At 67.9% G+C, this 12,154-nt stretch carries 12 protein-coding genes, 1 tRNA gene and 2 pseudogenes; 6 read left to right on the plus strand and 9 right to left on the minus strand.

Features of this window, described 5'->3' with window-relative positions; translation table 11 throughout:
- Nucleotides 1-928: pseudogene (locus tag AB0J52_RS11860) on the minus strand (DNA recombination protein RmuC); the annotation flags it as partial.
- Nucleotides 929-1,731: 803 nt separating this feature from the next.
- Between AB0J52_RS11860 and AB0J52_RS11865 the strand changes: the two are divergent.
- Entirely contained in the window at nucleotides 1,732-2,010 is a 279-nt protein-coding gene (locus tag AB0J52_RS11865; protein WP_500181566.1) for a hypothetical protein, read from the plus strand.
- A 123-nt stretch (nucleotides 2,011-2,133) separates the two neighbouring features.
- Here the strand turns inward: AB0J52_RS11865 and AB0J52_RS11870 are convergent, their stop codons facing one another.
- The 6 genes from AB0J52_RS11870 to AB0J52_RS11895 all read right to left on the minus strand — a co-directional run bounded on the left by AB0J52_RS11870 (nucleotide 2,134) and on the right by AB0J52_RS11895 (nucleotide 5,202).
- A complete protein-coding gene (locus AB0J52_RS11870) occupies nucleotides 2,134-2,973 on the minus strand; it encodes an aminoglycoside phosphotransferase (RefSeq protein ID WP_500181567.1) in 840 nt (279 codons plus the stop codon).
- The gene (locus tag AB0J52_RS11875; protein ID WP_500181568.1) at nucleotides 2,970-3,239 is read right to left on the minus strand and encodes a hypothetical protein; all 270 of its coding nucleotides are present in this window, start codon (nucleotides 3,237-3,239) and stop codon (nucleotides 2,970-2,972) included. Before AB0J52_RS11875 ends, AB0J52_RS11870 begins: the two co-directional genes overlap by 4 nt.
- 88 nt (nucleotides 3,240-3,327) lie before the next feature.
- Nucleotides 3,328-3,807 carry an aldo/keto reductase gene (locus AB0J52_RS11880; protein ID WP_500181569.1) on the minus strand — a complete coding sequence of 160 codons (480 nt, stop codon included), beginning with the start codon at nucleotides 3,805-3,807 and terminating at the stop codon, nucleotides 3,328-3,330.
- Nucleotides 3,741-4,016, minus strand: a complete 276-nt coding sequence (locus AB0J52_RS11885) for a hypothetical protein (protein ID WP_500181570.1) — start codon at nucleotides 4,014-4,016, stop codon at nucleotides 3,741-3,743. Before AB0J52_RS11885 ends, AB0J52_RS11880 begins: the two co-directional genes overlap by 67 nt.
- A 200-nt stretch (nucleotides 4,017-4,216) precedes the next feature.
- Nucleotides 4,217-4,906 (minus strand): JmjC domain-containing protein, encoded by a 690-nt coding sequence (locus AB0J52_RS11890; protein ID WP_500181571.1) that lies wholly within the window; start codon nucleotides 4,904-4,906, stop codon nucleotides 4,217-4,219.
- A 131-nt stretch (nucleotides 4,907-5,037) separates the two neighbouring features.
- Nucleotides 5,038-5,202 (minus strand): hypothetical protein, encoded by a 165-nt coding sequence (locus AB0J52_RS11895; RefSeq protein WP_500181572.1) that lies wholly within the window; start codon nucleotides 5,200-5,202, stop codon nucleotides 5,038-5,040.
- Between the two features lie 259 nt (nucleotides 5,203-5,461).
- On the opposite strand from AB0J52_RS11895, the gene AB0J52_RS11900 reads away from it, so the two are divergent.
- From AB0J52_RS11900 to AB0J52_RS11910, 3 genes are read left to right on the plus strand one after another with little or no spacing between them, the layout of a single operon-like run.
- A complete protein-coding gene (locus tag AB0J52_RS11900; protein WP_500181573.1) occupies nucleotides 5,462-5,842 on the plus strand; it encodes a hypothetical protein in 381 nt (126 codons plus the stop codon).
- A gap of 2 nt (nucleotides 5,843-5,844) precedes the next feature.
- Entirely contained in the window at nucleotides 5,845-6,330 is a 486-nt protein-coding gene (locus tag AB0J52_RS11905; RefSeq protein ID WP_500181574.1) for a hypothetical protein, read from the plus strand.
- Nucleotides 6,327-7,022, plus strand: a complete 696-nt coding sequence (locus AB0J52_RS11910; protein WP_500181575.1) for a RibD family protein — start codon at nucleotides 6,327-6,329, stop codon at nucleotides 7,020-7,022. The genes AB0J52_RS11905 and AB0J52_RS11910 overlap by 4 nt, the downstream gene beginning before the upstream one ends.
- Before the next feature lie 438 nt (nucleotides 7,023-7,460).
- On the opposite strand, the gene AB0J52_RS11915 is transcribed toward AB0J52_RS11910, so the two are convergent.
- Together AB0J52_RS11915 and AB0J52_RS11920 are read right to left on the minus strand one after the other, a co-directional pair.
- Complete coding sequence (locus AB0J52_RS11915; protein WP_500181576.1) at nucleotides 7,461-9,221, minus strand: aminoglycoside phosphotransferase family protein; 1,761 nt, start codon at nucleotides 9,219-9,221, stop codon at nucleotides 7,461-7,463.
- A 557-nt stretch (nucleotides 9,222-9,778) separates the two neighbouring features.
- A tRNA-Leu gene (locus AB0J52_RS11920) sits at nucleotides 9,779-9,864 on the minus strand.
- Nucleotides 9,865-9,991: 127 nt separating this feature from the next.
- On the opposite strand from AB0J52_RS11920, the gene AB0J52_RS11925 reads away from it, so the two are divergent.
- Together AB0J52_RS11925 and AB0J52_RS11930 are read left to right on the plus strand one after the other, a co-directional pair.
- Nucleotides 9,992-11,299: a M20/M25/M40 family metallo-hydrolase gene (locus tag AB0J52_RS11925; protein ID WP_500181577.1), complete on the plus strand. Its 1,308-nt coding sequence runs from the start codon at nucleotides 9,992-9,994 to the stop codon at nucleotides 11,297-11,299.
- 141 nt (nucleotides 11,300-11,440) lie between these two features.
- Nucleotides 11,441-12,154: pseudogene (locus AB0J52_RS11930) on the plus strand (hypothetical protein); the annotation flags it as partial.

Genomic DNA, 12,154 nt, shown 5'->3' on the forward strand with positions numbered 1-12,154 from the left:
TCCGCGCCCAGGCCGCATCGGTCAACTCGTGTCGACGCACCATGGCCACCATCAAGCCACAACCCAAAGATCCAGATCCACAAAACAGGCCCTAGCTTGTGCACCTGCCGCATGTTTTCCTGCAGGGCAGCCTCGGTCCACGCGATCTCGATCGTGCGGAGCATGGGGATCAGGATGGTGGGCGAGGCGATGATGATGCGCTTGGAGAGCGCATGCTCATAGAGCTTCGGGTCCTTGTCGAGCGCGGCCTGGAGCAGTGCCTCGTTCGGCAGGAACATGAGCACGAAGTCCGGGCTGCCTGCGACCTTCTCGAAGTACTCCTTGGCCGCGAGCGTGTCCACGTGCTGCGGATCTGGCGGGCGTGCTCGACCATCAGGCGCTCGCACTCGGCGTCATCCGTTGCCTCCAAGGCTGACAGGAAGGCGGCCAAGGACACCTTCGCGTCGACGACGATGTTCCTGCCGCTAGTCAGGTGCACCACCATGTCCGGCCGCAGGACGCCATCGTCGCCGTCCACCTGGACCTGAAGGTCGAAGTCGCAGTGCTCGCGCATGTTGGCCATCTCGACCGCGCGCTTGAGGTGCATCTCGCCCCACTGGCCGCGGACCTGCGGCTTGCGCAGGGCCTCCACCAGCGCCTCGGTCTGCTGGCGGCTGCGGATGCTCTCCGCGGTCAACTGCTTGATCTGCTCGTCCAGACGCGTCTCGGTCGAGGTGCGCTTGGTGTCGAACTCGCGGATGTGCTGCTCGAGCTCCCGGAGCTTCTCATTGACTGAGCGGGTGGCCGAGCCGAGCTTGTCGTTCGCCGTCGTGGCCAGCTTCTCCTGGGAGGTGGTGAGGATCTTGTTGACGGCCGCCTCGATCTGCTTGGACTGAAGGAGGCTGTACTCCTCGCGGAGCTGTTCGAGCTGCTTCTGGGCCGCAGTCACTTCGGCCTGCTGCTTCTCCAGCGTTGCCCGCTCGGTACGGAGCTTCCCGAGGTTGGTCTTGTGCTCGTTGAGCGTCTTCTCCTTCTCGGTGACTACGGCCCGGAGCTCGAACTCGACCCGGCCGGCGCGCTCCAGCTCGCTGTCCCGCTCGTACAGCTGGCGGCGGCTCGTCTCGAGGGAGTCGGTCAGGAGCTGGAGGTCGGACTCAGCCCGCTGGAGCCTCTCCCTCGCCGCCGTGGGGTCGGTGCTGACCTGCCCGAGGCTCTCCGTGGAGGATTGCAGTCTAGCGGTCTGCTCGCCCCAGGCCGCCTCGCGTTCGCCGAGAGCGGCCCGTACGGCGTCCCGTTCAGACCGGATCTCGCCGTACTGTGCGCGGGCCTGTTCGCGCTGCTCCTCGGCGAGCTTGAGTGCGGTCTGCAGCTGGTTGTGGTCATCGCGCCACTGGCCCCGCTCGGTGTTGTTGCGGCTGCGGGCGATCAGGTAGCCGACCGTGCCGAATGCTGCGCTCGCGAGCAGGAGTGCGGTGGGGCTCCGGAGGAAGTGCGTCGACCGCTGGGGCCGACAGTGGAAGTTGGCTCGTCGCGCTTCTTAGGCCTCGCGGATACCCCTCGAACCGCAACTGCCACGACTGTACGAAGGAATAGGTGCCTACTTTCAGCAAACCACTGATAACCGGTGTTATCGGATATTTGTTGCAAATTACGACCAGGGGGCCTAGCTTGCTGGTGGCGCACGGAGTGTATGAGCGCTGAAGTTCCCGTAGCACGACCGGTCGACTGCTTGGGAAAGTGAAGGTGATGAAGGTGGATCGCTGTGTCCACGGCCGCATCCCCGCACGCTGCACGCCCTGTGCCAGGGCCAGCAGGACGAGGCCTCCGGGTTTCCCCACCCGCGTCTGGATCACCGAGAAGGGGAAGATGTACCACCGCAGCCCGAGCTGCATCCGGATCGTTAAGTGGCAGGGCATCTGCCGCACTCAGGGAATGAACACCTACAAGCCGCGCGAGGTCACGATCGACGCGGCGGAGTTCACGTACGAGCGCAGGACTTGCCCGGACTGCTTCCCTGAGCTGAACTCGTAGTCGGGAGTGGTGCTCCCGGCCCTGTCGTCGCACAGGCCGGGAGCCCTGCTCCGGTCAGAGAGTCGGGCCCTTGCGGCTGCCTCTTGTTTGCAGCTTCATCGCAGACCATGCGGGGGTCGCTGCTCAGGTCAGCTCGGCGAGCAGTTCGGGCGCGTTGGCGGCCATGGCGTCGGTGAGCGGTCCCTTCCGGCTGGTTCGGTTGAAGGCCCTGGCGACGTTGGCGCACTGCATGAGCCGCACCAGGCGCCCGGTCCGGGCGGACAGGACCTCGTCGAACGCCTCCAGTACCTTGGCGGCAAGGGCCGGTACCTGGAGTGAGGCGGCCCACAGTGTCGCGGCGTCGAGGGCGGCTGGCCCTCTGCCCCAGGACTCCCAGTCGATGAGTGTGAGTGTCGGCGCGCACACGTTCGCCCATCCCAGGTCGCCGTGGACGGTCGCCCAGTCGGTGATCGTCGTGTCGACCTTGTCTCCGTATACCTCGACGATCCGCTGGGACAGGTGTTCCTGGGGCATGCAGACCCGTCGAGTCGGGTGGGTGGCCAGCGCCTTGGATGCGGCTCGCAGGTCTGCCCACCAGGTGTCTGGTAGGCCGGGGTTGGTAGTGACGGATCCGGTGCTCGAGACTGCGGGGTCGGTGACCCGCGTCATTTCATCGGCTCGCCACACGACCGCGCGGTCGTTGTCGTACCAGGTCGCGGCGGATCGCCAGACGGGGCGCGGCACTTCGGCGAGGACCAGCGCGGCCTCGAATCCGGTGAGCGCCTCAGCGTTCAGCTCGGCTGGGCGGTGCCGGGCAAGGCGGACCCAGGTGCCCGCACTGGTGGGGAATCCGGCGGTTCCGTTGAGGGCGCTGTAGTGTCCGGCGGCCCGGTCGAGGGTGAGGCCCAGTCGCGCTTCGATGGTGTCGAGGACGTCGTGGTGCGGCACCTTCGCCAGGTCGAACAGGGACGCTTGGAGATTCACGCCGTCACCGTAGCCTTCCGTTGCGTAAGGAGGGTGCGATACGCGGCCACCCGTGCGGGGTCGATGTCGACTCCGGTCGCAGCGACCAGTTCGGCGAGATGGTCGCGTTGATCAGCTCCCACGGCGATCGCCGCCAGTTCGGGCAGGTGGTAGGCGACGGCGAACGCGGCCTGAAGCGGTGTCGTCGCGTCCTGCTTGTGGGCGAAGGTGCTTAGGGTGGGCCAGGAGACGGCGGCGGGGCCCCGCTGAACGGTGCCATTCCCCACCAGCCAGCGGCGGGGACGCCGAGGAGTTCGGCGAGGTCCTCGGCGGCGTCCAGCGTGGCCGGGGAGCAGGTCAGCCCACACCTTGTCATCAGTACACCGGGGCAGGCACCTCGCCCAGATACGGCATGAGCGCTTCGGCGTTCCAGGAGGAGATGCCCCACCGGTTGAACAACCCCATTTGGACGCTGTCGGTGAGTGCGTTGACGGCAGCGGCCAAGACATCGCGGCCGAGGGGTTCTGGCAGGCCGTGCAGGGACTGTTCGGGGTTGTGCAGGAACACCAGGTCCGGTGGTCGGCCGAGCTCGGTGGCGCTTTGCTCGACCGCCCTTCGCAGCCGGAGCGGGTCGAGGCTGTGACCGTCGGGGAAGAGCCCGACTTTGGTGGAGATTTCGAACTCGCCGAGCAGGTCACCGGCTACTTCGGTCAGCGCCCGGTGGGAGGCGAACCGCAGGTAGTTGTAGGCGGTGTCGAGGCGGCGGACGCCGAGGTCCAGGGCGGCCTCTAGCGTGTGCCGGCGGTGACGAGACCGGTGTAGCCCAAGGACAACTCCTCGGTCATCGGCGCGCATATTCCCTCCTTCATCAGCGCGGTGGCGACGGTGACCGTGTCGGCGTCGGTGAGCTCGACCGGCGCGCCGCTCAGTAGGGCGTTGAGCGGGGCGGCGGCGCGCGCCTTGAAGGTGAGCTTCTTACCGGCGGCCAGGACGTCGATGGTGCTGCCGTGTCGGTCGATGTGCGGCGCGAACTGGGTGACGCATACCGCCTCGCGCGGTCGCATGAACAGGTCGGCGGCGGGGTCTGGCGGGCCGGTCGCCGCTGGGTTTCCCGCGCGTGCAGGGACTCGGCGGGGGTGCGGTCGGCGGCCAGCTTCGCTACAGCCGCGACCAGCTCGGTCTGCTGGGCGGCCCACACCTGCGGCGGAGCCAACCTGTCCAGGTCGGTGCGGAACAGTTCGTCGGCCCGGCCCTGGTCGGCCAATCAGTCCAGCCACGTTACCCCGGTTCGCTTCACGAACCCGACGGTGGCGTGCAGGCTGAAGCCTTCACCGCGCTCGGCCCGGGTGGCCTGGTGCCAGAAACCCCGCGGGATGTGCATCACATCCCCAGCCCTCAGCGTTCCCCGCCACACGACGTCCTCGCTCGGTTCGAGCGTGGCGACGGCGTCCCGGTACATCGGGGCCGTACGCGACCGGGCGCGCACCTCCCAGGTCTTCTCACCCGCCACCTGGAAGATGATCACGTCATGGTCGTCCCAATGCATGTCGAAGCCGGCCGCTTCCTGGGTAGTCAGGTACGCGTTGATCTGCACGATCTCGTGCGACCACCACTGAAGGGCCCGGCAGAACACCTCCAGCCTCGGGTCGAACACGTCCACCTCGTCCAGCACCAGGGTGCAGCCTTCGCGCAGGAGAGCGTCGAGCTTGACGGTGTCCACCATCCGGATGCTCTGGCCCCGGCGTCCGACCTCGTCGGCTGAGTACAGAACCGGGTGGAGTTCCCGGCCCTCCCGGAAGCAGCGCAGTTGCGGGGTGGTCAGGCTGCGGCGCATCGCGAGATCGAGCAACTTCGTCGGTGTCAGCAGGCGCGCGGACAGCTCGGGGTCGAAGCCTCCCCGCGCGAAGTCGCTACCCACTCTCCCCGGCCCGGTCCCGCCGAGTGCGTTTTCCATCGCCGCCACGACAAGGTGTTCCATCATCTGCTCCTTGAATGATCCGTGTCGATCGGAGGGACGGGAGGACAGCCCCGCGCGGGGGATCGGGACCGTCCTCCCGGTTTCAGGATCGGTGTTTGAGGGCGGGGTCAGCCCCGGCCGGGGAAGTTGTGGTCCTTGTTCTCGCCGTCATCACCGGCAGAGGTTCCGGTTGAGTCGGAGAACGCCGAGTCGAATCGGTCGTGGACCACAGAGAGGGTCTTCACGGCAACGAGGAGGTCGCTGTCCGTGCTGGTGCCGTCGATCGTGATCATCGTTGTCGCCTTCCATGTCGGGTGTTGGGTGGTCTCTGCGATGCCTCGGGACGTCAGGCGGTCCGCGCGCCGTGGTCCCATAGCAGCCCTCGGGCCGTTCTACCTTCCGGGATTCGGTCGTTTGGCCCAGTGAACGAGCCCGTGGCCGCAGCCCGTGGAACCAGTCCACGGAGCCCGTCAACCGTTAGGGATTGCGCTCGGGCTTGACAGCGCTACGCTCGCGGGCGGGGACCACGTGTGAGCCGAAGGCGCGACCGACGTGACCAAACGCAAGGTGTTTGATCCGGGGAGTGTCCCGGTGGCGTTCTGGTGCCGGGAAGACATCCGCCATGCCCTGGCCTGCCGGGACGTGGCCGACCTTCTCCGCCTGTTCTTGGACACCTTCGCCGACTGCACCCAGACCCAGTTGGCACTGGTGACCCAGCACGACCGATCCGACATCTCCAACTGGATCCGTGGTGTCCGCCAAGGCCGTGTCTCCGACATCGAGGTCCTCACCCGCATCGCCGCGGGTTACAGATTCCCGACCAGGCCCGCCTGCTGCTCGGCCTCGCGCCGACCAACCCCGATGCCTTGCGGACCGCCCAGTACGACCGCAGTTCGCGCGCCACCGAACGACCCGGACCCGCACGAGGTGTGAGGGTGGCGATCTGTGGAAGCCGCGCCCCCGACACCGACGCCAGCGTGATCAACGCGGCCATCCAGTGCCTCGCCAGACTCGTCATGAGCAACGGCTACCAGGTCAGCCACGGCCCTGTCGGAGTTGGCATCGAGGTCATGACCTACATCGCCGACCAGTACCGCCCACCTGAAATCGCCCAAGCCTTCGGTCTGTTCGGGCACCGCAACGTCATCCACGATGCCGAGTACGTCCTGGTCCTCGGCGGTGCCGCCGGAACCCAAATCGAGATCGACCTCGCTCTGGCCGCCGGCAAGAAAGTCATCCCGCTACCGGGCTCGGGAGGGACGGCACGCCGCTTCTACCACCGCGCCGCTCAGGACCCACGCCTACGGGCTTGGATCTCCGAGCAGGACTTCACTGCCCTCAACGTCACCACAGACCCGGCTGAGGACTACGTCCGGATCGTCGAACAGCTGATCACCAATGAGCATGGAGATCTCTCATGAGTGAACGCCCGTACGTGCTGCTGTCGTGTGCAGCGTCGGTGGACGGATACATCGACGACGCGACCGACCAGCGTCTGCTGCTGTCCAATGACGAAGACTTCGATCGCGTTGACGACGTGCGAGCCAGCGTCGACGCCATCCTGGTCGGAGCCAACACCATCCGCCAGGACAACCCACGCCTGCTGGTCCGCAGCGAAGCCCGCCGCCAGGGACGCCGCGAGCGCGGCCTGCCGGAAAGCCCCATCAAGGTCACCTTCACCGCACGCGGCGACCTTGACCCGGCCGCCAAGTTTTTCACCGCGGGCGATGTCGAGAAGATCGTGTACTGCGCGTCCCCGGCGGTCGACAAATGCCGCGACACGCTCGGCGGGGTCGCCACCGTCGTCGACGTCGGCGACCCGGTCCAGGTGACCACGATCCTTCACGAGCTGGCCTCCCGCGGGGTGGAGCGGCTCATGGTCGAGGGCGGCGGAACCGTCCACACCCAGTTCCTCACCGCCGGCCTTGCCGACGAACTCCAGCTCGTGATCGCCCCGTTCTTCGTCGGCGACCCGGAGGCCCCGCGCTTTGTGGGCCCAGGCGCCTTCCATCACCACCCTGCCAACCGGATGGCATTGGCCGAAGTCCGTCCCATCGGTGACGTCATCCTCGCCCGCTACCTGATGACCACCGAGAAATCAGTCGTGGCCTAGTCACGGCTTACCGGATCCGAGTGGGCGGATAGTCCGCGGTGCTCGGGAGACCAATCCACGTTCGCTCAACGGGGCGTAGGGGGCGGGCCGTTCAGTGTGCTCGCCATGGGTGATGCGGTTGGCTGGTCAGTAGAGGTGCAGGGTCATGCTGCGGAGCGCGGCGTCTCCGCGTTGATCAGTGGTGAGCACGAAGTCGCACAGTAGGTCCGCAGCGAGTACTCGCTTCCCGCGGAAGTACACCGGGAAGGTAGCGCGCCCGACGCGCATGGGCCCGGCGAAGCGCGCGGACGGCGGGATAGCCGTCTAGCTGCGTTCGGGAGATTTGAGGTGCCGGTCGCGCCGATCGCCTCTGCTTCTCGCAGCAGCTGATCCTGCTCTCTGTGCAAGGCCGTGGTGCAAGGCTGAAGGTTCAGGGTCGGAATGGGGGCTGCTTCGCGGTCAGGTGGGTTTCATGTACCAGCGGTCGGTGGTTCCTTCGATGAGGGAGCGCATTCGGCGCCTGAGTTCTTGGCGGGAGAAGGGGTCGCCGTGGGCGTTGCGGATGTGGATGCCGACGGCGTAGAGGTCGCGGATGCATTGGAGCGTCTGGTAGCCGGGCCATGCGCGTAGGTCGTGGCCGTAGGCGGCGGTGAAGGCGTCCACGTCGTGCTGGTTGAGGCCGAAGCGGATCTGGCCGTGGTAGCTGTGAATCAAATCCCATTCGCGGGGCCCGAGGGCGACGCTGTCCCAGTCGCCCAGGACGACGTGGCCGTCGCGGTGGCGGAACAGGTTGTCGATCCAGGCGTCGCCGTGCACGAGGACGGGAGGTCCGACGAACGGCAGTTGCTCCCACTGCTCACTGAGATCGGTGATGTGGTGGCTCAGCCAATCGCGTTCACTCGGCGGAAGGCTGCCGGGATGCCGCTGGAGGTTGGCGCGGAGACTGGCCAACGGATCGTCGAGGCGGCGGAGCGCGATGGGTGGGGTGGGGAGGTCGTGCAGGTCGCGTAGGAGGCGGCCGAGTTCGCTGGTAGTGGAGGGGACGTCGCTGCCCGGCACGTAGTCCCAGAACGTGACGGCGACGCCAGAGCACATCACCGGCTGGTCGGCGATGTGGTCGGCTGGTCGGACGGTGGGGAAGCCGTGTTGGTCGAGCCAGCGTGTGACGGCCAGGACGGCGGGCAGCCGCTCCGGGGCGGTGGGTGCGGTGGCGATCCGCACGATGATCGGGTCTTTGAGCTTGTAGACGGCGTTGCTGCGCAGCCGTAGGAGTTCAGCGCCGCGGCAAGCCCGAGCCGTCCAGGAGCAAGCCCTCGCCCTATGCCGGAAAGCCAACGTGCCCAGCATCGACCCCACGCTGGTCACCTTGGATCGGGCCGCGTCTCTGGCAAGGAGCGGTGAGACGGCTGGCGCCTGCGTGCTCACCGAGCAGGCGTTACTGGGCCTTCCGCCCGAACGTATGTCGGGCATATGGGCGTGAGCACCGCTGAGGTACAGGTAGAGACGCTCCTCGGTGAAGTCGAACGCCAGGTTCGCCGAAGCGGAGGATTTGATCTTCGAGAAGATCCGTTGGGCTTCTGCCAGCGCTTGTGCTGCATTGCTGTGGTCGCCGAGGCGGGCGCGTGCGCGGCCTTCGGCTGCGGCGGCGAGCGCGGCGGGGGAACAGGGGACGGCCCGTGCGATCGACTGGGCTTCGGCTGCCAACCGGACGGCGTCGACCAGGTCCCCGTAGTAGTAAGGCAGTATCGCCTCCTGCGCGCGTACCAGGGCACGCAGGCGGGGATCGCCGGTGTCGTCAGCGGCGGCCCTGGCTGTTCCGTACCAGGACCGGGCCTGGCGCAGGTCGCCGAGTTTCATCAGAGCGTCGGCGGCCAGGACTGCCAGAATCGCGGCAACGTGGGAGAGACGGCGCTGGATCGGACCCCGTTGCCGGTGTGAGGCGAGGCTCTGAACATCGGTGAACTCCAGCATGAGCTGGCAGAGCATCGGCAACGGTGGCGTGACGAGGTAGTCGCGGCGAAGTTGGAGACCGCTCTCGTCCATCCGATCCATCTGGTCTTCGGTAGCGGTTCCCATGGCCCACGTGCGGTCCATCGCTCGACGGAGTCGTTCCACTTCGACGAACAGGCTCGCCTCCGGCTGCTCGGCGCTTCGCCACCTCTGGTAGAACACCGTGGCTGAGTCGACGGACAACACCGATGGCGGCGTGTCGGCAGGCACGGAGAGATTCGGCTTGGCGGGGCCAGATAGTTCGCCGCGAGGCTGGAGCGGAACAGGCAACTGGGGAGGAACCCCCTTGTCGTCACCGTCGCTGTAGTCGAAAGCGAAGCCCAGACGGATCGCGTTCGACCTGTAAAGCCGGGCGAGCCGATCGATCGTCTCGGACTGGGGCCGGGACCGGCCGTTCTCCCAGGAGTTGAGCAGGTCGATGCTGACCTTGGCTGGAGCGAGGTGCTCGCGCCGACAGACCTACCGGGCTGCCCTGGACGCCGGAGCCGACCCGGCCGAGGTCACGGCATGGATTAACGAGACCAAGGGCAAGCAGGCGCGGTTGAAAGGGCAGATCCGGACAACGCCTCAGGAGAAGCAGGTCGGCAGGGACGAGATCACTGCCCTGTTGGAGCACACGGGGGATCGGTGCAGGCTATCGGCAAGGCTGACCCGGTCGACAAGGCCGACCTCTATAGGCAGATCGGTCTGACGATGACGTACTACCCTCAAAAGCAAATAGTGGAGGCCCGGGTGATTCCCGAGCCCCCACATGTGCGAGCGGTACGTGTCCGAGGGGGGACTTGAACCCCCATGCCCCGTAAAGGGCACTAGCACCTCAAGCTAGCGCGTCTGCCTATTCCGCCACCCGGACCGGTGTGGCGCCGCAGCTCGTGGCTGCGGCGGCGGGCTTCACTGTACCAAAGGTCGGGAGTCGCGGCGAAGTCGATCGTGGGGGCACCATGGTCGGGTAGGCGCGAGGACGGATGAGGGTGGTTGTCGTGGGTCTGCCGGATGCCGAGGACGAGGTCGTACGGATCTGCCAGGAGCTGATCCGGATCGACACCAGCAATCCCGGTGATCACTCGGGGCCGGGGGAGCGGGAGGCGGCGGAGTACGTCGTCGGGCAGCTCGAGGAGGTCGGGCTGCGGCCTCAGGTCTTCGAGTCGCATCCCGGGCGGGCGAGCGTGGTGGCGCGGATCGAGGGCGAGGATCCGTCGCGGGACGCGCTGCTGATCCACGGGCACCTGGACGTCGTCCCCGCGCGGGCCGAGGACTGGACGCGCGACCCGTTCGGCGGGGAGATCGCGGACGGGTGCGTCTGGGGTCGCGGGGCCGTGGACATGAAGGACATGGACGCGATGATGCTCGCGGTCGTCCGGCAGCGGCTGCGGGAGGGGCGGCGGCCTCCGCGGGACGTGGTGCTGGCGTTCCTGGCCGACGAGGAGGCCGGCGGTACGTGGGGCGCCCAGTGGCTGGTCAAGGAGCATCCGGAGCTGTTCGAGGGGTGCACCGAGGCCGTCGGGGAGGTCGGCGGGTTCAGCCTGACCGTGCCCGGCGACAAGCGGATGTACCTGATCGAGACGGCGGAGAAGGGCATCGCGTGGATGCGGCTGACCGCCGACGGGACGGCCGGCCACGGGTCCATGGTGCATCCGGACAACGCGGTGACGGCCGTCGCGGAGGCGGTGGGACGGCTGGGGCGGCACGAGTTCCCGATCCAGCTGACCAAGACCGTCCGGGCGTTCCTGGAGCGGGCGTGCCTGGCGTACGGGGTGGAGTTCGACCCGGCGAACCCGGAGCGGTGCCTCGCGGAGATCGGGCCGCTGGCACGGATGATCGGCGCGACGCTGCGGCACACGCTGAATCCGACCCGGCTGGATGCCGGATATAAGACGAATGTCATTCCGCAGAGCGCGACCGCTCAGGTGGACGGCCGATTCCTTCCCGGCTACGAGGACGACTTCTTCGCGACCGTGGATGAATTGCTCGGACCGAACGTCCACCGCGAATTCGTGCATCACGACCAGGCTGTCGAGACCGAGTACGAGGGGGCCCTGGTCGCGGCCATGGAGGCGGCGCTGACCTCGGAGGACGCGGGCGCCCTGCCCGTCCCGTACTGCCTGAGCGGCGGGACGGACGCCAAGGCGTTCGCCCGGCTCGGCATGCGCTGCTACGGGTTCGCGCCGCTTCGACTTCCCCCGGAATTGGATTTTTCCGGAATGTTCCATGGGGTGGACGAGCGCGTTCCGGTGGACGGTCTGCGCTTCGGCGTGCGGGTTCTCGACACCTTCCTTGATCGCTCCTGAGAATTTCGTCGAAGGGCGTGTAATCACCTCCTGTCGCGCGCTGCGTGGTGCTACGGTCACCTTCCGTAGAGAGCGGCTTGACCCGCTCTTGGTGCCGTCCGCCGGTCCTGGCGGACGGGACGACCCCGGCAGGAGGAGCTCGTGGACCACGGCCCGGCGCGGATCCCGGCGGCGACCGCCGTGCTGCGTCGTGCGCTCGCCCAGCGGGCGGTCCGCAGGCTTCTCGTCCTCGCCGGGCTCGTCGTCGCCGGCTGGTTGGTCGGCGGGGCCGCCCAGGCATCCGCCGACACCTCCGGAACGGCCGCGCCGCAGGGCGTGGCGGTGTCCGGGCCCGGCGCGCTTCTGCACGCGTCCGGCGGCATCGTGCGGGATGCCTCGGCGGCATTGAGGGGCCGGGCTCCGGTTCCCTCGGCGCTCGCCGTCGTGCCGCGGGCTGACACGGTCGTCCCGCTGCGGATCCCTCCGATCCGTCCGGTGCCGAGCGTTGTCACACCGCGTCCGGCGCCGACGCCGTCGCCCGCTCACGAGACCCCTGGACGCGCTAGGGCCGTCACGAACACGTCCGGCAAGGTCCGGCCCAGTGTCGTCGCGGCCCTGGAGCGTCATGGCCGGAAGGCCGCGGCCGCTCCTCGCATGAGCACGCGGCGGGCAGCCGCCGTCGCGGTCGCCAGGGGCCACGGTTCCGTCCGGCGGGGCGTCTCCCGGACGACCTGGCACGCACCGAACGCTCCCGCCGCGCCGGTTCCGGCTCCCGCCCAGGCCGCCGGATCGTCGGCGCCCGCGGCGGGGCCCGTCCTGCTCGGCGGGACGGGGGGCGGCGAGCTGCGCTGCAAGGTCGTGGGCGAGGGCGGCAAC

Origin of the sequence: Spirillospora sp. NPDC049652 (assembly GCF_040675125.1) — a bacterium.
Lineage (GTDB): Bacteria > Actinomycetota > Actinomycetes > Streptosporangiales > Streptosporangiaceae > Spirillospora.

Bases quoted from the DNA above. Each gene is read 5' to 3' on its own strand.
- AB0J52_RS11880 (WP_500181569.1), bottom strand. From the start codon at position 3,807: ATGCGCGCCGATGACCGAGGAGTTGTCCTTGGGCTACACCGGTCTCGT.
- AB0J52_RS11885 (WP_500181570.1), bottom strand. From the start codon at position 4,016: ATGCGACCGCGCGAGGCGGTATGCGTCACCCAGTTCGCGCCGCACATC.
- AB0J52_RS11910 (WP_500181575.1), top strand. From the start codon at position 6,327: ATGAGTGAACGCCCGTACGTGCTGCTGTCGTGTGCAGCGTCGGTGGAC.
- AB0J52_RS11890 (WP_500181571.1), bottom strand. From the start codon at position 4,906: ATGGAAAACGCACTCGGCGGGACCGGGCCGGGGAGAGTGGGTAGCGAC.
- AB0J52_RS11895 (WP_500181572.1), bottom strand. From the start codon at position 5,202: ATGATCACGATCGACGGCACCAGCACGGACAGCGACCTCCTCGTTGCC.